This window comes from Halomonas sp. B23F22_3 (assembly GCF_043496965.1).
Taxonomy (GTDB): domain Bacteria; phylum Pseudomonadota; class Gammaproteobacteria; order Pseudomonadales; family Halomonadaceae; genus Halomonas.
In genome coordinates, this window is record NZ_JBIEKG010000002.1 from 504,536 (window position 1) to 529,570 (window position 25,035).

General features: G+C 67.6%; 25 protein-coding genes and 2 tRNA genes. 11 read left to right on the forward strand and 16 right to left on the reverse strand.

The genetic code is table 11. The features are described from left to right. The first annotated feature begins 12 nt into the window (after positions 1-12). On the forward strand, positions 13-579 hold the full coding sequence (dcd, locus tag ACGTNG_RS05915; RefSeq protein ID WP_138182619.1) for a dCTP deaminase: 567 nt from the start codon (positions 13-15) through the stop codon (positions 577-579). A 227-nt stretch (positions 580-806) separates the two neighbouring features. Here dcd and purN read toward each other — a convergent pair whose 3' ends face one another. Continuing rightward, positions 807-1,547: a phosphoribosylglycinamide formyltransferase gene (gene purN / locus ACGTNG_RS05920; protein WP_394576074.1), complete on the reverse strand. Its 741-nt coding sequence runs from the start codon at positions 1,545-1,547 to the stop codon at positions 807-809. Beyond that, positions 1,544-2,617 carry a phosphoribosylformylglycinamidine cyclo-ligase gene (gene purM, locus ACGTNG_RS05925; RefSeq protein ID WP_394576075.1) on the reverse strand — a complete coding sequence of 358 codons (1,074 nt, stop codon included), beginning with the start codon at positions 2,615-2,617 and terminating at the stop codon, positions 1,544-1,546. Before purM ends, purN begins: the two co-directional genes overlap by 4 nt. 136 nt (positions 2,618-2,753) lie before the next feature. Here purM and ACGTNG_RS05930 point away from each other — a divergent pair, with 136 nt between their 5' ends. Together ACGTNG_RS05930 and hda are read left to right on the forward strand one after the other, a co-directional pair. Continuing rightward, positions 2,754-3,833: an AI-2E family transporter gene (locus ACGTNG_RS05930; protein ID WP_394576076.1), complete on the forward strand. Its 1,080-nt coding sequence runs from the start codon at positions 2,754-2,756 to the stop codon at positions 3,831-3,833. Then, on the forward strand, positions 3,830-4,531 hold the full coding sequence (hda, locus tag ACGTNG_RS05935) for a DnaA regulatory inactivator Hda (RefSeq protein WP_394576078.1): 702 nt from the start codon (positions 3,830-3,832) through the stop codon (positions 4,529-4,531). The genes ACGTNG_RS05930 and hda overlap by 4 nt, the downstream gene beginning before the upstream one ends. 51 nt (positions 4,532-4,582) lie before the next feature. On the opposite strand, the gene ehuB is transcribed toward hda, so the two are convergent. From ehuB to ACGTNG_RS05950, 3 genes are all read right to left on the reverse strand, one after another. Continuing rightward, complete coding sequence (gene ehuB, locus ACGTNG_RS05940; RefSeq protein WP_394576079.1) at positions 4,583-5,461, reverse strand: ectoine/hydroxyectoine ABC transporter substrate-binding protein EhuB; 879 nt, start codon at positions 5,459-5,461, stop codon at positions 4,583-4,585. A gap of 291 nt (positions 5,462-5,752) precedes the next feature. Next, positions 5,753-6,307: a hypothetical protein gene (locus tag ACGTNG_RS05945; RefSeq protein ID WP_394576081.1), complete on the reverse strand. Its 555-nt coding sequence runs from the start codon at positions 6,305-6,307 to the stop codon at positions 5,753-5,755. Positions 6,308-6,449: 142 nt separating this feature from the next. Beyond that, on the reverse strand, positions 6,450-6,818 hold the full coding sequence (locus ACGTNG_RS05950) for a phasin family protein (RefSeq protein ID WP_394576082.1): 369 nt from the start codon (positions 6,816-6,818) through the stop codon (positions 6,450-6,452). A 307-nt stretch (positions 6,819-7,125) separates the two neighbouring features. Between ACGTNG_RS05950 and ACGTNG_RS05955 the strand changes: the two genes are divergently transcribed. Beyond that, complete coding sequence (locus ACGTNG_RS05955; RefSeq protein WP_394576083.1) at positions 7,126-8,505, forward strand: class II fumarate hydratase; 1,380 nt, start codon at positions 7,126-7,128, stop codon at positions 8,503-8,505. A 3-nt stretch (positions 8,506-8,508) separates the two neighbouring features. On the opposite strand, the gene ACGTNG_RS05960 is transcribed toward ACGTNG_RS05955, so the two are convergent. From ACGTNG_RS05960 to phnD, 5 genes are all read right to left on the reverse strand, one after another. Then, positions 8,509-9,573, reverse strand: a complete 1,065-nt coding sequence (locus tag ACGTNG_RS05960) for an endonuclease/exonuclease/phosphatase family protein (RefSeq protein WP_394576084.1) — start codon at positions 9,571-9,573, stop codon at positions 8,509-8,511. Positions 9,574-9,663: 90 nt separating this feature from the next. Then, positions 9,664-10,473: a phosphonate ABC transporter, permease protein PhnE gene (phnE, locus tag ACGTNG_RS05965; protein WP_394576086.1), complete on the reverse strand. Its 810-nt coding sequence runs from the start codon at positions 10,471-10,473 to the stop codon at positions 9,664-9,666. Further along, positions 10,467-11,282 carry a phosphonate ABC transporter, permease protein PhnE gene (gene phnE, locus ACGTNG_RS05970; protein WP_394576087.1) on the reverse strand — a complete coding sequence of 272 codons (816 nt, stop codon included), beginning with the start codon at positions 11,280-11,282 and terminating at the stop codon, positions 10,467-10,469. The genes phnE (ACGTNG_RS05965) and phnE (ACGTNG_RS05970) overlap by 7 nt, the downstream gene beginning before the upstream one ends. Then, positions 11,269-12,063 (reverse strand): phosphonate ABC transporter ATP-binding protein, encoded by a 795-nt coding sequence (gene phnC / locus ACGTNG_RS05975; RefSeq protein ID WP_394576088.1) that lies wholly within the window; start codon positions 12,061-12,063, stop codon positions 11,269-11,271. Before phnC ends, phnE (ACGTNG_RS05970) begins: the two co-directional genes overlap by 14 nt. Positions 12,064-12,141: 78 nt before the next feature. Continuing rightward, complete coding sequence (gene phnD / locus ACGTNG_RS05980) at positions 12,142-13,143, reverse strand: phosphate/phosphite/phosphonate ABC transporter substrate-binding protein (protein ID WP_394576089.1); 1,002 nt, start codon at positions 13,141-13,143, stop codon at positions 12,142-12,144. A 122-nt stretch (positions 13,144-13,265) separates the two neighbouring features. Here phnD and ACGTNG_RS05985 point away from each other — a divergent pair, with 122 nt between their 5' ends. Then, positions 13,266-13,853 (forward strand): histidine phosphatase family protein, encoded by a 588-nt coding sequence (locus tag ACGTNG_RS05985; RefSeq protein ID WP_394576090.1) that lies wholly within the window; start codon positions 13,266-13,268, stop codon positions 13,851-13,853. Between the two features lie 64 nt (positions 13,854-13,917). Here the strand turns inward: ACGTNG_RS05985 and glpD are convergent, their stop codons facing one another. Together glpD and ACGTNG_RS05995 are read right to left on the reverse strand one after the other, a co-directional pair. Next, the gene (gene glpD / locus ACGTNG_RS05990) at positions 13,918-15,459 is read right to left on the reverse strand and encodes a glycerol-3-phosphate dehydrogenase (protein ID WP_394576091.1); all 1,542 of its coding nucleotides are present in this window, start codon (positions 15,457-15,459) and stop codon (positions 13,918-13,920) included. A gap of 192 nt (positions 15,460-15,651) precedes the next feature. Further along, complete coding sequence (locus ACGTNG_RS05995; protein ID WP_394576092.1) at positions 15,652-16,410, reverse strand: DeoR/GlpR family transcriptional regulator; 759 nt, start codon at positions 16,408-16,410, stop codon at positions 15,652-15,654. A 245-nt stretch (positions 16,411-16,655) separates the two neighbouring features. Here ACGTNG_RS05995 and glpK point away from each other — a divergent pair, with 245 nt between their 5' ends. The 3 genes from glpK to ACGTNG_RS06010 all read left to right on the forward strand — a co-directional run bounded on the left by glpK (position 16,656) and on the right by ACGTNG_RS06010 (position 18,448). Beyond that, positions 16,656-18,140, forward strand: coding sequence for a glycerol kinase GlpK (gene glpK, locus ACGTNG_RS06000; RefSeq protein ID WP_394576093.1), 1,485 nt, complete (start codon positions 16,656-16,658; stop codon positions 18,138-18,140). A gap of 131 nt (positions 18,141-18,271) precedes the next feature. Then, a tRNA-Val gene (locus tag ACGTNG_RS06005) sits at positions 18,272-18,348 on the forward strand. Positions 18,349-18,371: 23 nt separating this feature from the next. Further along, positions 18,372-18,448, forward strand: a tRNA-Val gene (locus ACGTNG_RS06010). A gap of 136 nt (positions 18,449-18,584) precedes the next feature. On the opposite strand, the gene msrC is transcribed toward ACGTNG_RS06010, so the two are convergent. The 4 genes from msrC to ACGTNG_RS06030 form a co-directional block, all read right to left on the reverse strand. Continuing rightward, positions 18,585-19,058 (reverse strand): free L-methionine (R)-S-oxide reductase MsrC, encoded by a 474-nt coding sequence (gene msrC, locus ACGTNG_RS06015; protein WP_394576094.1) that lies wholly within the window; start codon positions 19,056-19,058, stop codon positions 18,585-18,587. Between the two features lie 204 nt (positions 19,059-19,262). Beyond that, entirely contained in the window at positions 19,263-20,057 is a 795-nt protein-coding gene (locus ACGTNG_RS06020; protein WP_394576095.1) for a MetQ/NlpA family ABC transporter substrate-binding protein, read from the reverse strand. Positions 20,058-20,150: 93 nt separating this feature from the next. Then, complete coding sequence (locus ACGTNG_RS06025; RefSeq protein WP_349757845.1) at positions 20,151-20,804, reverse strand: methionine ABC transporter permease; 654 nt, start codon at positions 20,802-20,804, stop codon at positions 20,151-20,153. Next, the gene (locus ACGTNG_RS06030; RefSeq protein ID WP_394576096.1) at positions 20,785-21,843 is read right to left on the reverse strand and encodes a methionine ABC transporter ATP-binding protein; all 1,059 of its coding nucleotides are present in this window, start codon (positions 21,841-21,843) and stop codon (positions 20,785-20,787) included. Before ACGTNG_RS06030 ends, ACGTNG_RS06025 begins: the two co-directional genes overlap by 20 nt. 432 nt (positions 21,844-22,275) lie before the next feature. Here ACGTNG_RS06030 and ACGTNG_RS06035 point away from each other — a divergent pair, with 432 nt between their 5' ends. From ACGTNG_RS06035 to ACGTNG_RS06045, 3 genes are all read left to right on the forward strand, one after another. Beyond that, the gene (locus ACGTNG_RS06035; protein ID WP_394576097.1) at positions 22,276-22,905 is read left to right on the forward strand and encodes a riboflavin synthase subunit alpha; all 630 of its coding nucleotides are present in this window, start codon (positions 22,276-22,278) and stop codon (positions 22,903-22,905) included. Positions 22,906-23,145: 240 nt separating this feature from the next. Next, complete coding sequence (locus ACGTNG_RS06040; protein ID WP_394576098.1) at positions 23,146-24,450, forward strand: NCS2 family permease; 1,305 nt, start codon at positions 23,146-23,148, stop codon at positions 24,448-24,450. A gap of 38 nt (positions 24,451-24,488) precedes the next feature. Then, complete coding sequence (locus ACGTNG_RS06045) at positions 24,489-25,034, forward strand: adenine phosphoribosyltransferase (RefSeq protein ID WP_394576099.1); 546 nt, start codon at positions 24,489-24,491, stop codon at positions 25,032-25,034. The last annotated feature ends 1 nt before the right edge of the window (position 25,035 follow it).

The following is a 25,035-nucleotide window of genomic DNA, read 5'->3' on the forward strand; positions in this document are numbered from 1 at the left end:
CAGGACGTGTCGATGAGCATCAAATCCGACAAGTGGATCCGCCGCATGGCCGAGCAGGAAGGCATGATCGAGCCCTTCGAGCCCGACCAGGTGCGCTACGTGAACGAGCGGCGAGTGATCTCCTACGGGACGTCCAGCTACGGCTACGATGTGCGCTGCGCCGACGAGTTCAAGGTCTTCACCAACATCCATTCGGCGGTGGTGGACCCCAAGGGCTTCGACGAGAAGAGCTTCGTCGATATCAAGGGCGATGCCTGCGTAATCCCGCCCAACTCCTTCGCCCTGGCGCGCACCGTGGAGTATTTTCGCATTCCGCGCAGCGTGCTGACCATCTGCCTGGGCAAGTCCACCTATGCCCGCTGCGGCATCATCGTCAACGTGACGCCGCTGGAGCCCGAGTGGGAGGGTCACGTGACCCTGGAGTTCTCCAACACCACCAACCTGCCGGCACGCATCTACGCCAACGAGGGCGTGGCGCAGATGCTGTTCCTGGAGTCCGATGAGGTCTGCGAGACCTCCTACAAGGACCGCGGTGGCAAGTACATGGGGCAGAGGGGCGTGACCCTGCCGCGCACCTGAGAAAGCGCCGATTTGCTGCTGCGCTTGCCATCCTGGACGCCGGCGGTGCTCGGAATCCTCATGTAGCAGGCTACACTCCGGTTCCTGCGCTCCGGCGGCGCCCAGCCTGCCATCGCTCGCTGCGCAAATCGCCGGCTTTCTTGAGTTTGCGATAAACCCTCGTAAACAAGACAGCCCCGCCGGATGCCGGCGGGGCTGTCTTGTTTCTGGCAGACTCGAGGAAGGATCTACTCCTCGACGTCCTCGTCGAGCTCCTCGGCGGCGTCCCGATGGGAGAGGCGCATGCCGGTAGGCGGCAGCGCGACGCCGTCCATGGCGGCAGCGTCGCCCTTGAGCTGCAGGCGCCCCTCCAGGAACCAGCGCACGGCGATCGGGTAGATCAGGTGCTCGCGGGCCTGGACCTTGGCCTGCAGGCTCTCCTCGGTCTCGTCCGGCACCACGGCCACCTCGGCCTGCAGGGCCACCGGGCCCCCATCGAGTTCCTCGGTGACGAAGTGGATGCTGCAGCCGTGCTCTGTCACGCCGTCGGCCAGTGCCCGAGTGTGGGTGTGCAGTCCGGTATAGGCGGGCAGCAGCGAGGGATGGATGTTGAGCATCCGGCCCAGGAAGCGGTTGACGAAGCGCGGCGTGAGGATGCGCATGAAGCCCGCCAGTACGATCAGGTCGGGTTCATGGCGCTCGATCACCTTGATCAGCGCGCCGTCGTAGGCCTCGCGGCTGTCGTATTCGCGATGGGGCAGGGCCACGGCATCGATGCCCGCGTCCCGGGCGCGCTTCAGGCCGTAGGCATCCGGCTGGTTGGAGATCACCGCGACGATCTCGCCGCCCAGTTCGTCATGCGCCTGGGCGTCGATCAGCGCCTGGAGGTTGCTGCCGCTGCCGGAGATCAGCACCACCACCCGCCGCGCCTCGCTGGGCTCGGGGGTGAAGGCGTTCAGGGTGTCGCTCTGATAGTCGGTCCCGCTCATGCCTCGAGGTTCTCCAGCTGGACCGGCTCGTCGCCCTCGTCCCGGGCGGTGATCACCCCGATGCGGTGGACCGTCTCGCCCTGGGCCTGCAGGTGGGCGCGGGCCTGGTCGGCCTTCTCCGCCGGCACCACGATCACCATGCCGATGCCGCAGTTGAGCACCCGGTGCATCTCGTGCTCATCGACGTTGCCCTGCTCCTTCAGCCAGTCGAAGATCGCCGGGCGGGTCCAGCTCGCGGCGTCGATGCGCGCGCCCAGCGTGTCGGGCAGCACGCGGGGGATGTTCTCGGTCAGGCCGCCACCGGTGATGTGCGACAGGGCGTGCACCGGGATGTCGGTCTCCTTGATCAGCGACAGCAGAGGCTTGACGTAGATCTTGGTGGGCGCGAGCAGCGCCTCGCCCAGGGGCTTGCCGTCGACGGCGGTGTCCAGGGCGGCGCCCGACACTTCGAGGATCTTGCGGATCAGCGAGTAGCCGTTGGAGTGGGGGCCGGAGGAGGCCAGGCCCAGCAGCACGTCGCCTTCGCCGACCTTGCTGCCGTCGAGGATCTCGGACTTCTCCACCACGCCCACGCAGAAGCCGGCGAGATCGTAGTCGCTGCCCTCGTACATGCCGGGCATCTCGGCGGTCTCGCCGCCGACCAGGGAGCAGCCCGCCTGCTCGCAGCCCTCGCCGATGCCGGTCACCACGTCGGCGGCGATATCCACGTCGAGCTTGCCCGTGGCATAGTAGTCGAGGAAGAGCAGCGGCTCGGCGCCGGCCACGACCAGGTCGTTGACGCACATCGCCACCAGGTCGATGCCGATGGTGTCATGGCGGCCGATGTCCATGGCCAGGCGCAGCTTGGTGCCCACGCCGTCGGTGCCGGAGACCAGCACCGGCTCCTCGTAGCCCTTGGGGAGCTCGCACAGGGCGCCGAAACCGCCCAGGCCGCCCATCACCTCGGGGCGGGTGGTGCGTTTGGCGACGCCCTTGATGCGGTCGACCAGGGCATTGCCGGCATCGATGTCGACGCCGGCGTCCTTGTAGCTGAGCGAGGTCCCGGTCGGGCGGTTAGTGGAATCGGTCATGACGCTTCCTGTATGAGAATGGCGGTCGCGAGGCCTGTCGCAGGGCGAGGCGCGACGGTCGGGTTCGGGGAAGGAATTGTAGCATCACGGCGCGCGGCTGGCAGCCTGATGGCCGCGTCGATACAGGGAGGAGACGATGCGCAGACAGTGGTGGATTGTGGCGGCGTGTGCGGCGCTGGCGCTGTGGTTCCTGATCAGCATCGAGCCGGTGCTGATGCCGTTCTTCGTCAGCATGATCCTGGCCTATCTGGGCGATCCGCTGACCGACCGTCTGGAAGACAGGGGGCTCTCCCGCCGGTTGGCGGTCTCGCTGGTGTTCCTGCTGTTGAGCCTGATCATCGTGCTCACGCTGCTGGTGGTGGTGCCGATCTTCGGGCGCCAACTCGGCCAGGTCATCGACTCCCTGCCCGCGGTGCTCAACTGGGTGCAGCAGAGCGTGGTGCCGCGTGTGCAGGCCTTGACCGGCCTGGACCTCTCCACCGACATCGACCAGATGCGCACGGCATTCGTCGACAACTGGAAGGAGACCGGCACCTTCGCCGCCAGCCTGCTGGCCCAGGTGTCACGCTCGGGCCTCGCGGTGGCGGCCTGGATCGCTAACCTGGCGCTCATCCCGGTAGTGACCTTCTACCTGCTGCTCGACTGGGACATCCTGGTCGGCAAGGTGCGGGCCTCCCTGCCGCGGCGCTGGGAGCCCGCGGCGGTGCGCCTGGCCGGCGAGTGCGACGAGGTGCTCTCCGCCTTCCTGCGCGGTCAGCTGATCGTCATGCTCTGCCTGGGGGTGATCTATGCGGTGGGGCTGACGCTGCTCGGCGTGCGCTTCGGCCTGCTCATCGGCCTGCTCGCCGGGCTGGCCAGCATCGTGCCCTATCTCGGCGTGATCGTCGGCATCTCCGTGGCCGGGGTGGTGGCCTTCTTCCAGTTCGGCGACTTCCTGATCCTGCTCGGCGTGGGCGCGGTGTTCGGCTTCGGCCAGCTGATCGAGAGCGTGGTGCTGCAGCCCAAGCTGCTCGGCGACAAGATCGGCCTGCACCCGGTGGCGGTGATCTTCGCCGTGCTGGCGGGCGGACAGCTGTTCGGCTTTACCGGCGTGCTGCTGGCCTTGCCGGTGGCCGCGATGCTGATGGTGGTGTTGCGTTATCTCCACGATCACTATAAAAACAGTACCTTGTATGATGCCGGTCGTTCACGAACCCACGACGAGGAGTCGCCATGAGTCGAGCACCCGCGCAGTTGCCACTGGGCGTGGGGCTTCGCGACGACGCCACCTTCGCCAACTTTCACCCCGGGCCCAATGCGACCCTGGTCGACCGGCTGGTGCACCAGCTCGACGATGACGGCGAGCCCTTCCTCTACGTGTGGGGTGCCGCGGGCACCGGCCGCAGCCACCTGCTGCAGGCCGCCTGCCATGCCGCCTCCGACCGCGACGGGCGGGCGCTCTACCTGCCCCTGGCGGAACTCGGTCACTTCCCGCCGCTGATGCTCGAGGAGATCGAACGGCTGGACCTGGTGGCCATCGACGACCTCGAGCGGGTCGTCGGGCGCAAGCGCTGGGAAGAGGCGCTGTTCCACGCCTTCAATCGCCTGCGCGACGCCGGCAAGCGGCTGGTGATCGCCGCCGAGGCGCCGCCGCGGCAGCTGCCGGTGAAGCTGCCGGACCTCGCCTCGCGCCTCACCTGGGGCATGACCTTCCACCTGCAGGGGCTCGACGACGCCGGCCGCCTGGCCGCGCTGCAGCTGCGGGCGAAGGGGCGCGGCATGCAGCTCCCCGACGAGGTGGCCCGCTATATCCTGCACCGCGGCCCGCGGCGCCTGGACGCGCTGTTCGAGACGCTAGCGGTGCTGGATCGCGCCTCGCTCTCCGCCCAGCGCAAGCTGACCATTCCCTTCGTCAAGCAGGCGCTGGGCTGGTAGGCGTCGCTGCGCCTCTCGGCAATCCGGCGTACGGCGAGATCAGCGCAGGCGCTAGCCGGCGCCGTTGCAGAGCTCCTCAGCGGTGAAGCGGAAGGAGTAGAGGACGTCCTTGCGCAGGAAGCCGTAGCGGGTGAGGGTCTGCTGCCAGTCACCGTCGCGCTTCTCCTCTCTCAGGGCCTCGTTCACCGCGTCACGCAGGTCATCGGCGTCCAGCGGGAAGGCGAAGCCGCCGAAATAGCGTACCTCGCGCCCATCGATCACCGGATCCTCGAAGTTGAACTCCGCCTCGACCTCGGGGCTCATCTGCTCCATGGCGGCGACCGTCATGCCGGTCGCCGCGTAGGCGTCGGCCTCGCCACGGACGACGACTTCCAGGCCATGCTGGGGACTCGCCACCTCGACGATGCGCACCGGGTCGATGCCCAGTGCCTCGAACATCGCCTCCTGCACTGTGCCCGGCTGGAAGGCGACGCGAATCTCCTCGGCGCGCTGAATGAAGTCCTCGTAGGAGCGGATGCGATGGGGGTTGGAGGACATCACCAGCAGTCCCTCGCCGTAGGAGGTGTTGGGGTTCGAGAAGAGCACTCGCTCGCAGCGCTCGGGCAGGATGGCCATCTCCGCCGCGGCCATGTCGAAACGCCCGCTCTCCAGTCCTGGGATGAGGTCCTGGAACTCCGCCTCGACCCACTCGATCTCGGGGATGCCGAGCTCATGGAGGATCCGTGTCGCGACCTCCGGCCCGACGCCCAGCGCCTTGCCCTGGTCGTTCAGGTAGCCGTAGGGACGCTCGTTGGCCACGGCGATGCGGATCAGTTCGCGCTGCTGGATTTCCTCGAGGGTCGCGGCCTGCAGGCTGGGAGCGGCCAGCAGCACGGCCAGCGTGCCGGCCATCAGGGCCGAGCCCTGGGGAAGGAGGGTGTCCGTCTTCATGGTGGTGAGCCTCGCGTGACAACGCCCGTCACGGTCGGCTCTGGGGGCATGCTGGAGTGGCGAGCAGGAAGCCCTAGCCGTCGATCAGAGCATTGCGTGGTATGTCGTGATCAATAGTCTCTCCGTGTGACGTCCTTGCGGCGTCGCGACCGCCATCATTTGATGGGGTTGCCTCAAGCGTAGAAGTCGCGGCGACGTGTTGCGCGTCGAAAACGCCCGATGAGAGGCATTTCGTGGCGTCGCCGCGGGCTGGTCGGCGAGGAGGGGCTCCAGCGGCGTTTGGCCGGGAGGTCAGCGACTCAGTTCGAGCCGTCGCGTCTGCCCGTTGCCCAGGCTCACCTGCTGGATGATCACCCGCGTCTCGCCGCTGACGGGATCCTCGGCGCTGCTCGAGACGTAGAACTCGCCGGCCGGCAGGCCGTTCAGTCGGAAGCGGCCGTCGGCGTCGGTCCGCGTGGTGTGGGTGTAGGCCCTCGCCCGAGGATCGGCGGGCGCCACGGCGCGGCCGGCCAGCGCCTGTTCCGCGGCCTCGGCGGAGTAGGTGGTCACCGGTGCCACCGCGACCGGGCGGCCGGCCATGGGGCGGCCGCCGATCGTCAGCCGGCCGCTGATCGCGGCGCTGCCGCGCTTCTCGAGGGCGGCGTACTCGTCGGCGGGGAAGGCCACCTGGCGGGCGACGCGCCCATCGCTTGAAGGGCGCTCGGCGCGTTCGGTCTCGCCGGGCGCCTCTGTCCCGCGCTCGATCACCTCGACACGCTCGCTCTGCCCGGCGGGGTAGCGCGGTTCGATGATCTGGCACCCGGCCAGTGAGAGCCCCAGCAGGGCGAGAAGGATCCCGCGTGTCATGTTCACTCTCCGACAGTGAGGAAGGGGGTGTCGTGGGAGGAAAGCATAACGCAAACGGGCCGCCGATCATCGATCGGCGGCCCGTTCTCGTTGACCAGGCGGGCTGGTCAATCAGGCGTCGGCAGGACCGACACCATCAGGCTTACTTGGCGGCCTTGGTGGCCGTGTCGGTCGCCTGCTTGACGTTCTCTTCGGTCAGCTTCTGGCTCTGCTGGACGAAGTCCTGCTGCAGGGAGACGACCTTCTCGGCGTCGCCCTTCAGGCGCTCGGTCAGGTCCTTGGCGACCTTCTGCTGGCCTTCCATGTAGGACTTCAGGCCCTCGGCATCCTTGACGTTCATCAGGCTGCGCAGCTGGGCCAGGCCGGTGTCGGTGTAGGCCTTGCCGGCGTCCAGCTGGGCGTTGACCAGCTTCTCGGTGTAATCCACGGACAGGGCAGCGTAGGCGCGGGCCGGGCCGAAGAACATGGATTCGAACTGTTCGGTGAACTGCTTGGTGTCGAAGTTTTGCATCGTGATTCCCTCCCAGGGATTTCGGATCAATTCGAAGGCCGTGGCGGGGTGCCGATGCCTTCTCTCTCTCTGTTGCATTGCACAATAGCAGAGACGTTTGTGCACTGCAACATGCGGAACATCGACTCGCTTGCCATGGCATCGACAAGGCCCCGAGTCGGGTGCCGCGCCCCGCATGTGCCCCTCATGCGAGGGACGCTCATGGGCGTGAGGACCTTGCACCCTGTCGATGTCGCCACCATGTTGAGAAGCAGGCAACGACACGGACCCGCGCAGGCCCGCGATCACGGCAAAGGAGGAGGAGCGCATGAGTGACCATCGCATCGAGCGGGACAGCATGGGAGAGCTGGAGGTGCCGAGGGAGGCCCTCTACGGGGCCCAGACCCAGCGGGCGGTCAACAACTTCCCCGTCTCGGGCCAACCCATGCCGACCGCCTTCATCCATGCCATCGCCCGCATCAAGCTGGCGGCGGCCCGGGTCAACCGCGAGCTGGGACAGCTGGACACCGCCCGCTCCCGGGAGATCGTCGCCGCCGCCGAGGCGATCCTCGAGGGGCATCTGGATGACCAGTTCCCGGTGGATGTCTTCCAGACCGGCTCGGGGACCTCGAGCAACATGAACGTCAATGAGGTGATCGCCCGGCGAGCCAGCCGCGACGGAGTGGAGGTCGGCGCCAACGACCACGTCAACATGGGGCAGTCGAGCAACGACGTGATACCGACCGCGATCCATCTCTCGGCGGCGCTGGCGGTGACCAATGAGCTGCGCCCGGCCCTCGAGCACCTGCGCGCGACCATCGACACCCGGGCCGCCGAGCTCGACGACGTGGTCAAGACCGGTCGTACGCACCTGATGGATGCCATGCCGCTGCGCATGAGCCAGGAACTCGGCGGCTGGTCGAGCCAGGTGGGCCAGGCCATCGAGCGCTTCGACGGCGCCCTGAACCGGCTCTGCCGCCTCGCCCAGGGGGGCACGGCGGTGGGCACCGGCATCAACGCCCATCCCGAGTTCGCCGAGCGCATGGCGCGCGATCTCAGTGAGCAGACGGGGCTTACGTTCTCGCCCAACGACAGCTTCTTCGCGAGCCTGGGCTCCCAGGACGCCGCGGTGGAGCTGTCGGGGCAGCTCAGGGGGCTGGCCTGCGTGATCATGAAGATCGCCAACGACCTGCGCTGGATGAACTCCGGCCCGCTGGCCGGACTCGGCGAGATCGAGCTCGAGGCCCTGCAGCCCGGCAGCTCGATCATGCCGGGCAAGGTCAACCCGGTGATTCCCGAGTCCGCCGCCCAGGCGGCCGCCCAGGTGATCGGGCTCGACACGGCGATCACGGTGGCCGGCCAGAGCGGCAACTTCCAGCTCAACGTCATGCTGCCGCTGGTGGCCCACAACCTGCTGACCTCGATCACCCTGATGACCCACACCAGCCGGCTGCTGGCCGACCGGGCCATCGCCACCTTCAAGGTGCGTCACGACCAGCTCGAGGGGCCGCTGGCGCGCAACCCCATCCTGGTGACGGCCCTCAATTCGGTGATTGGCTATGACGCGGCGGCGGCCATCGCCAAGCAGGCCTACCAGGCGGGGCGCCCGATCATCGAGGTGGCCGAGGAGCAGACCGAGCTGTCACGCGACGAGCTCGAGCGCCTGCTCGACCCCGCCGCGCTGACCCGGGGCGGGGTGCCGGAATAGCGGTCAGTTTGCCTGGTCGCGCGCCTTGCCCTCGGCGATGGTCTCCCGGGCGTCGCGGTGCTCCTCGCGGTCGGCCTCGGGGGTCTCGTGCTCGTCGGCGCGAGCGGGGCGATAGCAGAGGGTCGCCAGCATCGGGAAGTGGTCGGAGCCGATGTGGGGCAGGCGACGCATGGCCTTGAGGGTGAAATGCTCGCTCGTGAAGACATGATCCAGCGGCCAGCGCAGCAGCGGATAGTCGGCATGGAAGGTGCTGAACATGCCACGTCCCCGCCGGGGATCCAGCATGCCGCTGACCCGGCAGAAGAGTCGCGTGGTGCGCGACCAGGCCACGTCGTTGAGATCGCCGGCCACCAGGGTGGGCTCGGGGTGCTCATGAATCGCCTTGCCCACCAGCAAGAGCTCCGCGTCACGCCATAGCGACTCCTCGCTCTCGCCGGGCGCCGGCGGCCGAGGGTGCAGGGCGCGCAGGCGGATGACGTCCCCGCTCGGAAGCGTGACGCCGGTATGAATCGAGGGGATGTCGGGCTGGATCAGCCAGCGGACCTCGGGGTCGATCAGAGGCCGCCGGGAATAGAGGTGCATGCCGTAGAGGTTGTCCAGCGGCACTCGCACCGCATGGGGCCACTCCTCATCCAGGGCCTCGTCAAGCTGTGCCTGCCACCAGGCGTCGGACTCCAGGGTGATCACGAGGTCGGGCCGGTGCTCGTGGATCAGGCGGATGAGCGTCTCGGCGTGGCGATTGGGGGTGAGCACGTTGGCGATCATCAGCGTCAGGCAGCGCGGCTCCTGGCCGGGCTCGGTGCGCTTGACCTGCCGGGGCCAGAAGGGCGTCCAGGGCAGGATGCGGCTCGTCTGAAACCCGAGGGTGGCGAGACTCGCGGCGAGACTCCACCACGACCAGGGTGCGGCGGTCAGCGGGGCGAGGCCCGCGACCAGGGCCGCCAGGGTGGCGAACTGCAGTCGCGGGAACTCGCAGATGCGCACGACCCACCAGGTCAGCGGCAGGCGGGGCAGCAGGGTGGTCGCCAGCAGCGCGATGGCGACCCCCGTCAGCAGCATGGAGAGCACGGGCCGATCCCCCTGTGAATACCTGGTGCATGAACTTCGCGGCGTCGGCCGACGCCTGCCCTGCACCTTAGCGGGCATGCCCCCCTGCGGCTAGAGCACCTTGCGACGCAACAGTCCGGTCACCGCCTCGCCGACCAGCACCAGCGCGATGATGGCGATCAGGATGGTCGCCACGGTGGGCCAGGCGAAGGTATCGATGGAGCCCTGCAGGATCACCCCGATGCCGCCGGCCCCCACCAGCCCCAGCACGGTGGACTCGCGGATGTTGATGTCCCAGCGCAGGATCACGATGGCGAAGAACGCCGGCATCACCTGGGGCACCACCGCATAGGCGATCACCTTGGCCTTCGAGGCGCCGGTGGCCTCCATGGCCTCCACCGGGCGGCGATCGATCTCCTCGATGGCCTCGCCCATCAGCTTGCCGATGAAGCCCACCGAACGGAACATGATGGCGAGTATCCCCGCCAGTACCCCGGGGCCGAAGATCGCCACGAACAGCAGCGCCCAGATGATGGTGTTCACCGAGCGGCTGGAGACCAGGATGAAGCGCCCCAGCCACAGGCAGGCGCGGTTGGGCGTGGTGTTCTGGGCGGCGATGTAGGAGACCGGCAGGGCGATGAAGACCGTCAGCATCGTCGCCAGGGTGGCGATATGCACCGTCTCGATCATCGCATCGATGATCTCGCCGAGCCGGGTCGGGTCGGGGGGCCACATGCGCGCCCCGAGGCTCGAGATCTGGTTGGGCGCATCCCACACCCAGGGCCAGAAGATGTCGATGTCACGCACCGCCCAGACGACCACCATCAGGGTCAGCAGCATCACGCCATAGCGGATCAGCTGCTCTTTTGGGTTGTGCCGTCGCCAGACGCGATCGGCCAACAGGTCGGCATCATCTACCATATCTTCTTCCTCACCCAGCCGCTCACGCCCTCACTGGCCAGGATCACCGCGATGATCACCAGCAGGATGGCGAAGGCAAAATCATAGTCGTAGCGCCCGAAGGCGTTCATCAGCGTGCTGCCGATGCCGCCGGCCCCCACGATGCCCACCACCGCCGAGGCGCGCAGGTTGCTGTCGAGCTGATACATGGAGAGCCCCACCTGGCGGGGCAGGATCTGCGGAAAGACGGCGTAGTACAGCGTCGCCAGGTAGCCGGCCCCGGTGGAGCGCATGGCTTCTACCTGCCCCCAGTCGATCTCCTCGATCTCTTCGGCGAGCAGCTTGCCGACGAAGCCGATGGAGTAGAGGGTCAGGGTCAGGATCCCCGCCAGCGGACCGAAGCCGACGGCCGCCACGAACAGGATGGCGACGATCACCGGGTGGAAGCTGCGCGAGACGATGATCACCGCGCGGCCCAGCAGGTAGATCGGCAGCGGCGCGATATTGCGGGCCGCCATCACCGCGAAGGGGATCGACAGCAGCACGCCGAGCAGGGTCGCCAGGATGGCGATCTGCAGGCTCTCGGTGAAGCCGGTCAGCAGCAGGTCGAAGCGCGACAGGGTGGGGGGGAAGCCGCCGCCGAAGATGCGCGCCGCCCGGGGCAGCCCCTCGCTGATGCGCTCCCAGTTGAACGGCAGGGTGCCCAGCGCCCAGACCAGGTAGGCCGCCAGCACCACCAGCAGGCCGTAGCGCAACAGCGGGTTGGCGATGAAGGGCGGCTTTTTCCAGGTGCGTGGGGTGGCGCTTTCCGCGCGGTCAGGCCTGGCCATCGCGCACCTCCTCGGCCGGTGGCGCCGGCTCGTCCTCGGGCGCCTCGATACCGCCATAGATGGCCTCCAGGGCGTCCTTGTCGAAGTCCGAGGGGGCGCCATCGAAGATCATCGTACCGTGGCGCAGTCCGACGATGCGGTCGGTGTAGGTCCTGGCCTGCGCCACGTTGTGGATGTTGATCAGCACCGGCAGCGACAGCTCGCTCGCCAGGCTCTGCAGCAGCACCATGATCTGCTCGGAGGTGCGCGGATCGAGCGAGGCCGTGGGCTCGTCGGCGAGCAGCACCTCGGGCTCCTGCATCAGCGCCCGCACCACGCCGACACGCTGGCGCTCGCCGCCGGAGAGCTCGTCGGCACGTTTGTTGGCGTAGTGGGCGATGCCCACGCGCTCCATCAGCACGAAGGCCCGCTCGATGTCCGCGGCCGGGTAGCGGCGGGTGATGGCCTGGAACAGGTTGACGTAGCCGAGCCGTCCCGCCAGCACGTTCTCCATCACGGTCAGCCGGTCGATCAGGTTGAAGCCCTGGAAGACCATGCCGATCTTGCGCCGGGCGCGGCGCAGCTCGGCGTGGCGCAGCGTGACCAGTTCGATGCCGTTGAGCTTGATCGAGCCGGAGGTGGGCTCCACCAGGCGGTTGATACAACGCAGCATGGTGCTCTTGCCGGCGCCGGAGGCGCCCACGATGGAGACGACGCTGTTGCCTTCCACGGTCAGGTCGAGCCCCTTGAGTACCGGCTCGTCGCGGCCGTAGCGCTTGATCAGGTTGGATATCTCTAGCATGAGGCGTCCGTCGAGAAAGGGTCATCAAGACGACGGCGCCGGCCCTCCGGGAAGGCCGGCGCCGCTGACTCGCGAAGGTTACTGGAGGTTGTCGGGGGTGTACTCGACGCCGTTGGCATTCTGGATGGTGCGGATGACCTTCCAGTTGTCCTGGTAGTTGATGGGGATGAACTTCTCGACGCCCTCGAACTCCTCGCCGAGCTCGGTGCCCTCGAACTCGAAGCTGAAGAAGGCCTCCTCGATCTTCTCGACCAGGTCCGGATGCAGGTTGTGGGCGTAGTTGTAGGAGGTGGTCGGGAAGCTGTCGGACTCGTAGATGATCTTGACGTCTTCCGGGTCATAGAGGCCGCGGGCGGCCATGCGATCGACCACCTCCGAGGCGACCGGGGCGGCGTCGTAGTCCTGGGCCACCACGCCGAGCATGGACTGGTCGTGGCTGCCGGAGTAGACCACCTCGTAGTCCTCGCCGGGCACGATGCCCATCTCGGGGAACAGCGCCCGCGGGGCCTGGTTGCCGGAGTTGGAGGTCGGCGAGGTGTGGGCGACCCGCTTGCCCTTGAGGTCTTCCATCTCGTCGATGCCGGAATCGACGTGAGTGTAGAGCTGCAGGGTATAGCCGAAGCGTCCGTCGTCAGAGCCCATCAGCGCGAAGGGCACCGCGCCCGCCAGGTTGACGGCGAAGGGCGTCGGGCCGGTGGAGAAGCCGGCGATGTGCAGGCGACCGCTGCGCATGGCCTCGACCTGGGCCGAGTTGGACTGCACGGCGAAGAAGCGCACGTCGCGGTCGGTCACCTCCTCGAGGTGTTCGATGAACGGCTGCCAGATGTCGGAGTAGATGGCCGGATCCTCGACCGGGGTATAGGCGAAGATCAGGGTATCGGGGTTGGCCCATTCGGACTCGTCCGACGGCCGGTCGGCGACCATGTCGCCATTCTCGTCGCAGTAGATCTCGGCCAGGGCGCCGCGCTCGCACTCTTCCTGGGCCTGGGCCTGGCTGGCCAGCATGGCCAGCGGTAAAAGGGTGGAGAGGGCAAGGGGGACGAGCGGGAGTTTTCCGGATCGAGCGGAAGGGTGGATCATGGCGTGCCTCACGATTATTGTTCTAGAGCATACGTTGAGTTGCATGTTCGGATATCGACATGGCGAGCCGTCGATGATTGATTCCGAATAACCACCTTCAATCTAGGGTTTGTCACAAAACCATGTCAAACACTTTCCCCCCGGCTGAGGGCGCCTGGCGCAATCACTACCTGCTGATGCGCCACGGGCACAGCCTGGCCAACCAGGAGGGGCGCATCATCAGCTCGCCGCCGCTCGGCCTGACGGGGTTCGGCCTGTCGCCCCGCGGTCGCGCCCAGCTCGACACCCTGCTGGCCGACTGGCGCTGGGCGAGGCCCCGGCGCATCCTGCACTCGGACTTCCTGCGCACCGCCGAGACCGCCGAGCGCGTCGCCGCGCATTTCGACCTGCCGCTCACCGCCGAGCCGCGCCTGCGGGAGCGCCACTTCGGCGAACTCGAGGGGCAGAGCGATGCGCGCTATGCCGAGGTCTGGGCGCGTGATGCCCAGGATCCCACCCTTCGCCAGGGCGGCGTCGAGGCCGTGGCCGAGGTGGCGTCGCGCATGCGCGAGGTGATCGACGAGCTGGAGCGTGAGCATTGCGGCGAGACGATCCTGCTGGTCAGTCACGGCGACCCGCTGCAGATCCTGCTGACCGCCCTGGAGGGGCGCGCGCTGAACCTGCACCGGGAGCGTGAGCCCCTGGCACCGGCCAGCATCACGTCACTATAGCGTTCGCTCCCAGCCGCTCTCTTCTAGGCAAGCCCCGCGGTGAGCCTGGCCCTGCGTCGCCCGCTCAGGCGGTGCGGCGCGGGCTCGCCCCCGTCGACGCAGGGCGGGGCGTGCCCTGCGCCGCCGCGGCCTCGAGGTAGTCGACCAGCCGTTGCCGCTCGCTGTCGGTGAGGCGCAGGGCCAGCTTGGTGCGCCGCCACAGGATGTCCTCGGCGCTGCGCGCCCACTCCCGCTCGATCAGGTAGTCGACCTCGGCGGCGGTCAGGCCGGCCCCGAAGGCCTCGCCCAGCGCCGCCTGGGAGTCCCGGCCGTCGAGGAAGGCCCGGCACAGGGTGCCGTAGGTGCGGGCGAAGCGTCGGGCCTGGCGGGCATCCAGGTAGGGGTAGTCGGCGAGCAGTCGCGCCTCGGAGGCCGCGTGATCACCGATCTCGCCGCCCGGCAGCCGCGCCTCGGCGGTCCAGGGAGGTTGCATCTCGGGCAGATGCGGCGAGAGCGCCTCGAGGGCCGCCTCGGCGAGCTTGCGATAGGTGGTGATCTTGCCGCCGAAGACCGACAGCAGCGGCGCGCCGTGGGTGTCCAGGTCGAGCGTGTAGTCGCGGGTCATGGCGGAGGGATCTGCCGACTCGTCGTCGCACAGCGGCCTGACGCCCGAGAAGGTGCGGATCACCGCCTCGCGGGAGAGCTGGGTGCGAAAGTGCGCGTTGACCACCGAGAGCAGGTAATCGATCTCCTCCTCGGAGGCCTCGATCCGTGACGGATCCCCCTCGTAGCGCCGGTCGGTGGTGCCGATCAGGCTGAAGTCCTCCTCGTAGGGCAGCACGAAGACGATGCGTCGATCGGTGTTCTGGAGGATATATGCCCGCTCGTCGTGATTCAGGCGCGGCACGATCAGGTGGCTGCCCTGGATCAGGCGCACGGCGTAGCGGGAGTGGCGATGGGCCTGGCCGCGCACCACGCCCTCCACCCAGGGGCCGGCGGCGTTGACCAGGGTGCGACAGCGGCGCGTCAGGCGCTCGCCGCTCTCGGTCGCCTCCAGGGTGAGCTCCCAGAGACCATCGCGCTCCCGGGCATCGATGCAGCGGGTGCGCACCAGGATCTCGGCGCCGTGATCCCGGGCCTGCATGGCGTTGAGGGCCACCAGGCGGGCGTCGTCCACCCAGCAGTCCGAGTACTCGAAGCCGCGGCTGATCGCCGGGTCGAGCCCCTGGCGGTGATCCAGCCGGAGGCTCCTGGAGCCCGGCAGCCGCTTGCGCTTGCCCAGGTGGTCGTAGAGGAACAGCCCGGCGCGCAGCATCCAGGCCGGGCGCAGGTGGGGGCGGTGGGGCAGGATGAAGCGCAGTGGCCAGATGATGTGCGGGGCCTTGGCCATCAGTACCTCGCGCTCGCGTAGGGCCTCGCGCACCAGGCGGTACTCGTGATGCTCCAGGTAGCGCAGCCCGCCGTGGATCAGCTTGCTGCTGGCCGAGGAGGTGGCGCCGGCCAGGTCTCCCTGCTCGCAGAGCCCGACGGAGAGCCCCCGGCCGGCGGCATCGTTGGCGATGCCGGCGCCATTGATGCCGCCGCCGATCACGAAGAGGTCGAGGACCTCGCCTGGCCTGTCGCTCATGGGATCTCCCGTCCGGTATCGGACCTGTGGCGATGTTCGAATTCGAAAGTAGATGAAATCAATTCGAACATCAAGGCGCGATTTGTGATCGCACCGCAACATGAGGGAAAACGGGTGCCAAGGAAGGGGCTGGAAAGGAGGGCGCTGGCGGGGTGGCCGTCGTGAGGGCCGGGTGGCGCTTATTCGATGCCCTCAGGCCAGGTGCAGGGCGACGTCGTGCTGCTTCAGCAGTCGCAGGATCGCCTCGGGCGGCTCGCGATCGGTAAACAGGGCATCGAGCTGGGCCAGGTTGCCCTGGCGGACCACCGGGTTGCGCCGGAACTTGGAGTGGTCGGTGGCCAGGAAGACCTGCCGGGAGTTGCGCAGGATGGCCTGGGCCACGCGCACCTCCTGATAGTCGAACTCCAGCAGCGAGCCGTCCTCGTCGATGCCGCTGATGCCGATGATGCCGTAGTCGACCTTGAACTGGTTGATGAAGTCGATGGTGGCCTCGCCGATGATGCCGCCGTCCCGCGAACGGACCTGCCCGCCGGCGATGATCACGTTGAAGTCCTCCTTGTGCTGGAGGATCGCCGCCACGTTGAGGTTGTTGGTGATCACCTCGAGCCCCTGGTGGTCGAGCAGTGCCTCGGCGATCACCTCGTTGCTGGTGCCGATGTTGATGAACAGCGAGGAGTGATCGGGTACATGGCGGGCGAGCAGGGTCGCGATGCGCTGCTTGGCCTCCAGGTTGAGGGTCTTGCGGGTCGAGTAGGCGGTATTGACCGTGCTCGACTCCAGGCCGGCGCCGCCGTGCACGCGCCGAATGCGTCCCTCGGTGGCGAGGGTGTTGAGGTCGCGGCGAATGGTCTGCGGAGTGACCGTGAAGTGCTCGGTGAGCTGCTCGATGCTGGCATAGCCCTGGCGGCGGACCAGCTCGATGATGGCGTCCTGGCGTTGCTGCTGGTTCATGGTGTCTCCTTGGCTGGCCCGATTCTATGCCATTGTGATCATGGATGCAGGCACCCGATCAGCCACTTCGGTGCGCTTGGTGGGCGGTTCACGCCATCCTCGTGCCCAGCTGGGAGCGGTCTGAGCCGTCGCCTGGCGCCAATTGAGCGCGACCGCGGGCTGGAGTAGGCTTGATGATCATAAGCGAACATTAGCGTCGAAAAGCGAAATTGGCACGCCACCACAATCACAACAGGATGCTTGCTATGGCTTCTTACCTTCTGGCCATCGACCAGGGCACCACCAGCTCCCGGGCGATTCTGTTCGACCGCGAGGGGCGAAGCGTCGCCACGGCTCAGCGAGAGTTTCCCCAGCATTACCCCCACGATGGCTGGATCGAGCACGACCCGGAGGACATCTGGGACACCGTGCTCGCCACCTGTCGCGAGGTGATCGCCAGCAGCGGCATCGAGCTTGCCGAGGTCGCCGGCGTCGGGATCACCAACCAGCGCGAGACCACGGTGCTGTGGGATCGCGAGACCGGCGAGGCGCTCCACCACGCCATCGTCTGGCAGGATCGGCGTACCGACGAGGCGTGCCGGCGGCTGCGCGAGGCGGGTCACCTGGAGGATGTCCAGGCGCGCACCGGCCTGCTGATCGACCCCTACTTCTCGGCGACCAAGCTCGCCTGGCTGCTCAACGAGGTACCCGGCGCCCGCGAGCGGGCCGAGCGCGGCGAACTGGCCTTCGGCACCGTGGACAGCTTCCTGATCTGGCGGCTCACCGGGGGGCGGGTGCACGCCACCGACGCCACCAACGCCTCGCGCACCGCGCTCTTCAACATCCACGAGCAGCGCTGGGACGAGGCGCTGCTCGCGCTGTTCGACATTCCGGCGAGCTTGCTCCCCGAGGTCAAGGACTCCAGTGACGACTTCGGCCGCATCGATGCCCGGTGGCTGGGCGGCGAGCTGCCCATCGCCGGGGTGGCCGGCGATCAGCAGGCGGCCTTGGTGGGGCAGGCCTGCTTCGCCCCCGGCATGGGCAAGAGCACCTACGGCACCGGCTGCTTCATGATCGTCAACACCGGCGAGTCGGCCGAGACCTCCCGCAATCGCCTGCTGACCACCGTGGCCTATCGCCTCGACGGCAAGCCGACCTATGCGATGGAGGGCAGCATCTTCGTCGCCGGGGCCACGGTGCAGTGGCTGCGCGACGGCCTGCAGCTGTTTGCCGATGCCGCCGAGACCGAAGCGCTGGCCTGCCAGACGCGCACCGGTCACAGCGTCTACCTGGTGCCGGCCTTCACCGGCCTGGGTGCGCCGCACTGGGATCCCAAGGCGCGCGGGGCCATCCTCGGCCTGACCCGGGATACCGGGATCGCCGAGATCGTCGCCGCCGGCCTGCAGGCGGTCTGCTACCAGACCCGCGACCTGCAGGTGTGCATGGACGACGACATGGCGGCGTCGCCGGGGATCCTGCGTGTCGATGGTGGCATGGTGGCCAATAACTGGGTGATGCAGTTTCTGGCCGACATGCTCGGCGTGCAGGTGGATCGCCCCACGGTGCTGGAGACGACGGCTCTGGGGGCCGCCTACCTGGCGGGGCTGCGTCTCGGCTGGTATCGCGATCTCGACGAGATCGCCGAGATGTGGCGCTGCGAGCGTCGTTTCACCCCCCAGATGGATCCGGCCGAGCGCGAGCGCCTCTACGGGGGCTGGAAGGAGGCCGTCGAGCGCGTCCGCACCCAGTAGCCGACAGCGTCGGGGCAGGCCAACTTGCTGATTCGCCGGACAAGAAAACGCACGACGGGCTTGCATTCCGGTTTCGATGGCGTAGAATACGCATCCGTTGCCACGGCGAAGTCATGCCGACAACAGGGTGAAGGACCATAGCTCAGTTGGTTAGAGCGCCACGTTGACATCGTGGAGGTCGGCGGTTCAAATCCGCCTGGTCCTACCATCACGCACCCGGGCACAGCTTGCAGGACCATAGCTCAGTTGGTTAGAGCGCCACGTTGACATCGTGGAGGTCGGCGGTTCAAATCCGCCTGGTCCTACCAGATTCGAGAACGCCCCGCAGCCACTGGCTGCGGGGCGTTTTTCATGCTGCGCGGTTGTTTCGCGCGCGCTGCGTCTCGAGCGATGCACTGCATGACAGCGTGCCCGGCGGGGTCGATCGCCTCGCCGGGCCGGGGATCACGCCAGGTCGCTGTGCTCGACGAAGACGGCGACCAGCGCCTCGATGCCGTCGCGGTCGGCGTCGCTGAAGCGGCCCTCCATCGGGCTGTCGAGGTCCAGCACGCCCCACAGGCGATCCTCCACCACGATTGGCACCACCAGCTCGGCGCGGGAGTCCGCGTCGCAGGCGATGTGGTCGGCGACGGCGTGCACGTCGTCGACGCGCTGGGTCTCGCGGCTGCGTGCCGCGGCGCCGCATACGCCCTTGTCGAAGGGAATGGGATGGCAGGCCGGCTTGCCCTGGAAGGGGCCGAGGCAGAGCAGCTGCGGCTCGCGCTGCAGGTAGAAGCCGGCCCAGTTGAGCGCGGGGATCTCCTGCATGATGAAGGCGCAGGTCTGGGCGCTGTTGGTCAGCCAGTCGCGGGTGTCGAGCAGCGCGCCGAGCTGGCGGGCGAGCAGGGGATAGTTGGGTTGGGCGTGATCCGGTGTCATGTCGGCTCCTTGAACAGGAAAGGCCGGCGCACCGGCCGGCCTTGTCGCGATGTCAAACAGGCTTTCGCTCGAGGCTGATCCGTCAGCCAGCCTGCGAGGAGGCGCTGTGACCCCCTCCCTGGGCGCTACCGGCGCCATCCCTGGCGCAGGACCTCCTCTTCGGCTAGCAGTCGGCGCCTCTCGCGGTTAGGCAGTTTTGCTGCCTCACTTCCAGCCGGGTACCGCCTGCGGCCCGAACAGCTCGCTCGCCTTGGCCTCGACCTCGTCGGTCTGGTAGGCCTCGACCAGCTGCTGGATGGCCTCGCGATCCTCGTCGCCGCCGCGCACCGCGATCAGGTTGACGTAGGGAGACTCGGCGCCCTCCTTGATCAGGGCGTCATCCAGGCTCAGGCCGGCCGGCTGGGCGAAGGTGTTGTTGATGAAGGCCATGTCCACGTCGGGCAGCACGCGGGGCAGCTGGGCGGCCTCGATCTCGCGGAAGTCGAAGTCGTGGGGGTTCTCGGCGATGTCCAGCGGCGTGGCTTCCAGGAAGGTCGGGTCCTGGAGCGTGAGCAGCCCTTCGTTGTGCATCAGGATCAGGGCGCGACCCTCGTTGGAGGGGTCGTTGGGCAGGGCGATGGTGGCGCCCTCCGGCAGCTCCTCGATGCTGTCGTACTTCGCGGAGTAGGCGCCGATCGGGTAGACGAAGGTGTAGCCGGCGATGGCGAAGTCGTAGCCGCGATCCTCGACCATGGAGCGCATGTAGGGCTCGTGCTGATAGGCGTTGGCGTCGAGGCTGCCGTCGGCCAGGGCGGCATTGGGCGTCACGTAGTCGGTGAACTCGATGATCTCGACCTCGAGGCCATGCTCGCGCTCGGCGATCTCGGCGGCGACCTTCATGACGTCGGTCTCGGGACCGGCCACGGTGCCGACCTTGATGGCGTGCTCATCGGCCAGGGCGGCGCCGGCGGAGAGGGTCAGGGCGGAGGCGGTCAGGGTGCCGATCAGGGTCTTGCGCATGTCGCGGTGCTCCTTGTGAAAGACGAGTCGAACCCGATACTAACGGAATAAGCAGAAAAATTATAATGCATTCTGGTTATTTAAGAGGGCGCATCACTTATGGTCGCTCTTGCGCACCAGATAATCGCCCAGGCTCTGGAAGCCCTGCACCATCACCACCAGGATCACCACGGTGATTAGCATGATGGTCGGGTTGAAGCGGTTGTAGCCGTAGCGGATGCCCAGGTCGCCGAGCCCGCCACCGCCCACGGCGCCGGCCATGGCCGAGTAGCTGACCAGGGTGACGGCGGTCACCGTCAGGGCGGTGAAGATGCCGCCGCGCGCCTCGGGCACCAGCACCTTGGTGATGATCTGCCAGGGCGTGGCGCCCATGGACTGGGCGGCCTCGACGAGCCCCGGCGGGATCTCGTTGAGGGCGCCCTCGACCAGGCGTGCGACGAAGGGAATCGCGGCGATGGTCAGCGGCACGGCGGCGGCGTTGGTGCCGATCGACGAGCCCACCAGCATCCGCGTGAGGGGGATGATGGCGACCATCAAGATGATGAAGGGGATGGAGCGACCGATGTTGGTGATCGCGCCCAGCACCCGATTCAGCACCGGCTCGGCCAGTATCTGCCGCGGCCGGGTGACGTAGAGCAGCACCCCCAGGGGGATGCCGACCAGCGCCGAGATCACGCCGGAGACCGCCACCATGTAGAGGGTGTCGAGGGTGGCCTCGAGAATGAGTTCAATCATCGCGCTGGACATGGCCGAGCACCTCCACCTGCAGGTCGTGGGATTCGAGATAGTCCAGGGCCTCGCGGGTCTTCTCCGCCGGCCCCATCAGTTCGGCGATCATCAGGCCCAGGGTGCGCTCCTGGATCGACTCCACCTTGGCCTGGAGGATGCTGACGTCGACGCCGCACTCGCGGGCGAGCCGCGAGATCAGCGGGGTCGAGACGGCATCGCCGGAGAAGGCCAGGCGCACCACGGGGTGGCTGGTGGGGCCGGGCGTCTCCTCGAGGCGCTCGATGAGCGCCTGGGGCGGCTCGAGTTCCAGGAAGTCGTTGAGGAAGTCGCGGCCCAACTGGGTGCCGGGTGCGGTGAAGAAGTCGCCGACCTCGGCCTCCTCGACCAGCTCGCCGTCGGAGATCAGGCTGACCCGGTGGCAGATCGACTTGACCACCTCCATCTCGTGGGTGATCAGCAGGATGGTCAGGCCGAGCTTGCGATTGATGTCGCGCAGCAGCTCCAGGATCGAGCCGGTGGTGTGCGGGTCCAGCGCCGAAGTGGCCTCGTCACAGAGCAGCACCTTGGGGCGGCTGGCCAGCGCCCGGGCGATGGCCACGCGCTGCTTCTGGCCGCCGGAGAGCTGGGCCGGATACTGGCGCGCCTTGTCGGAGAGGCCGACGAGGTCGAGCAGCGGCATGACCCGCTCCCGGATCTCGGCGCGCTTCATGCCCATCAGCTCCAGCGGCAGGGCCACGTTGGCGAAGACGGTGCGCGAGGTCAGCAGGTTGAAGTGCTGGAAGATCATGCCGATGCGGTGGCGAGCCTGGTTGAGCGCCGCCCCGGAGAGGGCGGTCAGCTCCTGGCCGTCCACGGTCACGGTGCCCGTGGTGGGGCGCTCGAGCAGGTTGACGCAGCGGATCAGCGTGGACTTGCCGGCGCCGGAGAGGCCGATCACGCCGTGGATCTCGCCCTTGGGCACGTGCAGGTTGGCGTGCTTGAGCGCCGTCACCGCGTTGGGGCCGCCGCTGCGTCCCTTGGGATAGTAGGTCTTGGAAACGTCGTGTAGTCGAATCATCGCAGCCGCCGGTGGGGCGCCGGCCGGGCGGGCGTGGCAGCATCGGGCATAAAAAAAGGCCACCCTGACGGGTGGCCATCAACGCTGGACACACCCTTTTAGCTGCACTTCACGCCGCGGGTTGCCTCGAGAGGCGCTCCACGACGTCGGCGCCCGCAATCCGGGTACAAATCGGCGCCTTCAAAATGTAGCGGGTTATTCTATTTTTCAAACGCCCGATCGTCAAGCTGGCCAGGGCATGTGGCCGGCGAGATGGCGCTGCCGTGGTGATATTTTCTGTGACGCCTGTTTGCGTTGGTGATCCTTGCGCATCGAGGCGCGCCGCTTGGCCGTCGAGCCCTGGGCGGCGCGGCGAATGGACGTGCCTGGCCGGGTTTCCTAGACTGGCCGTTTTGGCGGCCCGCCAGGGGTCGACGCGCACGAGGAGCATCCATGTTCACAGGCATCGTTCAGGGCACCGCCGAGGTGGTCGCCATTCAGGAGGCCGAGGCCTTCCGTACCCACGTGCTGGCACTTCCGGCGCCGCTCAACGAGGGGCTTTCGCTCGGCGCCTCGGTGGCCCACAACGGCGTCTGCCTCACGGTAACCGCCATCGAGGGCGAGCGGATCAGCTTCGACCTGATGCGCGAGACCCTGCGCGTGACCAACCTCGGTGCGCTGAAGGAGGGCGATCGCGTCAATATCGAGCGCGCGGCCCGCTTCGGTGACGAGATCGGCGGCCATGCCATGTCCGGCCACGTCATGGGCATGGCCGAGCTGGTGGAGCTCGACGAGGCGCCCAACAACCGTCGGCTGTGGTTCGAGGTGCCCGCGGCACTGGGGCGCTACCTGTTCGACAAGGGCTATATCGGCGTCGACGGCATCAGCCTGACCATCGGCGAGACGCGCCGCGCGAGCGCCGATCACGGCCCGCGCTTCTGCGTCGACCTGATTCCCGAGACGCTCGCCAGGACCATCCTCGTCGATCGGGCGCCCGGCGATCTCGTCAACATCGAGATCGACCCCCAGACCCAGGCCATCGTCGAGACCGTGGAGCGGGTGCTCGAGGCGCGCGGCGCCTGACGCCGAGGGGCCGATCGGGCGGGGCGCGTCGCTGCGTTGGCAGGTCGGCTGGCGAATGCCCCGGCGATGGCTTAATGATGGGGAAGCGTGCCGCCCGGACGCCTCGCAACGTGCAGAGGCTTTGGGTACCATAGGCCGCTTTTCTCGCCACCCCCCGGTATTTCGGGGCCATGAAACGGGCCGTGCCCCGTTTCCGGCCAGCCGGACGCCCAGACGTCATCGCGCGCAGGAAGGACACCCATGTTGAAACGCCTCATCGACAACCATTTCAAGCTCGCCGAGCACCATACGAACGTGAAGACCGAGGTCATCGCCGGGATCACCACCTTCCTGACCATGGCCTACATCATCTTCGTCAACCCGAGCATCCTCTCCCAGACCGGGATGGATTACGGGGCGGTGTTCGTCGCCACCTGCGTGGCCGCGGCGGTGGGCTGTCTGATCATGGGGCTGTGGGCCAACTATCCCATCGCCCAGGCGCCGGGCATGGGCCTCAACGCCTTCTTCACCTACGGCGTGGTGCTGGGCATGGGCTACACCTGGGAGGCGGCGCTCGGGGCGGTCTTCTTCTCCGGCTTCATCTTCTTCCTGCTCAGCATCTTCCGGATCCGCGAGTGGATCATCAACTCGATCCCGCTCTCCCTGCGCTTAGGGATAGCCGCGGGCATCGGCCTCTTCCTGGCGATGATCGCGCTCAAGAACGCCGGCATCGTGGTGGCCAACGAGGCGACCTACGTCTCGCTGGGCGATCTCACCGAGCCGTCGGCCCTCTACGCGCTGCTGGGCTTCTTCGCGATCACCGCCATGGCCTACCTGCGGGTCACCGGGGCGGTGATGATCGGCATCCTCGGGGTCACCGCGCTGGCCATGGTGCTGGGGCACAACGAGTTCGGCGGGTTGATGTCCATGCCGCCCTCCATCGCGCCGACCTTCATGGCCCTGGATCTGGCCGGGGCGATGGACGTGGCGATGCTGAGCGTGATCTTCGCCTTCCTGTTCGTCGACCTCTTCGACACCTCCGGCACCCTGGTGGGCGTGGCGCACAAGGGCGGCCTGCTGGACGAGAACGGCAAGCTGCCGCGCATCGGTCGTGCCATGATGGCCGACAGCGGTGCCTCCATGGCGGGCGCGGTGCTCGGCACCTCCACCACCACCAGCTACGTCGAGTCCACGGCGGGCATCGTCTCCGGCGGGCGCACCGGCCTCACCGCCGTGGTGGTGGCGGCGCTGTTTTTGATCAGCCTGTTCTTCGCGCCGCTGGCCGGCTCCATCCCGTCCTACGCCACCGCCGGCGCGCTGCTCTACGTGGCGGTGCTGATGGCCGGTAGCCTGTCCCACGCCGACTGGGACGACCCGACCGAGGCCGCCCCGGTACTGATCGCGGCCCTGGCGATGCCGCTGACGTTCTCCATCGCCGAGGGCATCGCGCTGGGCTTCATCAGCTTCGCCGCCATCAAGGCGCTCTCCGGGCGGTTCAAGGACCTGAACCCGGCGGTGATCGTGCTGGCGTTGCTGTTCGCCGCCAAGTTCCTGTTTCTCAGCTGATCCTGGCTGACCGCATTCACTGACCGAGGCTGCATCCGATGAGCATCTACGGCGACTACATCAAGTCCGTGATCCGCACCGTCCCCGACTGGCCGCAGCCGGGGGTCAACTTCCGCGACATCACCCCGCTGCTGCAGAACAGCGCGGCCTTTCGCAAGCTGGTCGACAGCTTCGTGCATCGCTACCAGGAGATGGACATCGACGCCATCGCCGCCATCGATGCGCGCGGCTTCATCGTCGGTGCACCGCTGGCCTACGAGCTCGGTTGCAGCTTCGTGCCGGTGCGCAAGAAGGGCAAGCTGCCGTTTCGTACCATCAGCGAGACCTACACCCTGGAATACGGCGAGGCCGAGGTGGAGCTGCACTCCGACGCCTTCCGCGCGGGGGACCGCATCCTGGTGGTCGACGACCTGATCGCCACCGGCGGCACCATGCTGGCCGCCGCCAAGCTGATCACCCGCAGCGGCGGCCAGGTGGTGGAGACCGCCACCATCGTCGACCTGCCGGATCTGGGCGGCGCGCAGCGTATCCGCGAGGCGGGTTACAGCGTGTTCGCAGTCTGCTCCTTCACCGAGGACGAATGAC